Origin of the sequence: Synechococcus sp. H55.11, assembly GCF_047462475.1 — a bacterium.
GTDB lineage: Bacteria > Cyanobacteriota > Cyanobacteriia > Thermostichales > Thermostichaceae > Thermostichus.
On sequence record NZ_JANSJI010000144.1, the window covers coordinates 1 to 1,398 of the forward strand.

Below are 1,398 nucleotides of genomic sequence, written 5' to 3' on the forward strand. Positions count from 1 at the left end.
CCATTCTGGAAGGCAAATTTCATGAGAACTGGGATCCGTGGCGCGAGGGCTGAGCCTCCTCGGGGAGCTTCGTTAACATCAGTAAATATTCGTAGGTTAGGCTTCCTAATCGCTACAATAAGGGGATAACCTAGTCTTAGCCTCAGAGGAGAGCATGGCTGTCCGCACCCTGCAAAGTGTAATTGAGCAGCATATTGCTGGACTCCCTGGCCTCATTGCCGTCTTGATAGGGCGGGTCACTGACGGTGCCACAGTAGCCAAAGTAACCTATGCCAGCGACTCCCAAGAGGAGCAAGCCCTAGAACGTTTAGGCACCTACGCCGGCGACTTGTTGCAGGCCAATAGCCGCCTTTGTCAAACCGTTAGCCCCGGCCAAGAGGCGGACTACCTTTTGGCAGGTACTCCGGCGTTGCGGGTTGTCATCAAAGCCTTTCCCAAAAGCCCCTACTTTGTTTTGTTTCTGACCCGTTCCATCACCGACCTCAAGACGATTTCAGACCGGCTTAAGGCCATCCTCATCGACGGCAAACCACTGCTGCCCCCTGTTCAAGACGACACTCTATCCACTGCTCAGGCTTTGATTAGCTACGCCAAGCGCTACGCTCCGGATCCCAACTTTGTCGCCCTGCGCCTGTCTTTGAAAACGGGTCTAGACCGCAACCGCCTTGAAAAAGGCACCCTGAACCGACAGGAGCTGCGCATTCTCTACAAAGCGGTATCTGACGTATTGGGGGTAGAGCACTTGCCTATTGCTTTGCCCAGTTGAACGACTCCCGACACTCATTCTCGTTGAGCCAACACAACATGACTTACGCCACGCTGCGCGAACCGATAGCTTACGGGCTTCCTGCTTCCCAGACTTATTTTTTGGTACAGAGGTCGCAGCGTGCTGCCGCCATGCGACCCACGGCGGGAAACTCTCCAGAGATTTAACTTGTTCTCCTCAATTGCAGCACAACGGCTTTCATCCCGACACTGATTTGCTCTTGAGTAAACCCAATATGGCTTACGCCACCTACGGAACACAAATACAGTGCAGGGCTTCCCGCCGATTAAGCTAAAGGCTAAAGTTGTGGGAGTTGTTAACTGTTCTCCCTTCCTATCCCCTCGAGATCAGGCCATCTATGTTGGAGCATTTACGCCTTGACCGCGCTCGCAAGCTGCTCTCTCTCTTTGGCGAGCCGGTGATTTTCCACTGCCACCACTACAACCTATTTCTGCAGCAGACCATTGAGGATCCCGACTGGATCGATGGGGTGAGCATCCTGCGCACGGCAGCTCAGGAGATCTTCTACAGCTTGCTCCAGGGCGCTTTTAAAACCTTGGGAGTGCAGCAGGCAGCAGAGCGGCTGGCGGTGGCGTGCCAGTTGTTCGGCTTTCTCGGCTTGGGGCGACTGG

1 protein-coding gene and 1 pseudogene are annotated in these 1,398 nt (G+C 54.3%); both read left to right on the forward strand.

Annotated features, from left to right (window positions below; translation table 11 throughout):
- The first annotated feature begins 154 nt into the window (after window positions 1–154).
- On the forward strand, window positions 155–766 hold the full coding sequence (locus tag NW853_RS06270) for a hypothetical protein (protein WP_414348398.1): 612 nt from the start codon (window positions 155–157) through the stop codon (window positions 764–766).
- 358 nt (window positions 767–1,124) lie between these two features.
- Window positions 1,125–1,398: pseudogene (locus tag NW853_RS06275) on the forward strand (hypothetical protein); the annotation flags it as partial.

Coding starts and splice junctions, on each gene's coding strand:
- NW853_RS06270 (WP_414348398.1), top strand. CDS start 155: ATGGCTGTCCGCACCCTGCAAAGTGTAATTGAGCAGCATATTGCTGGA.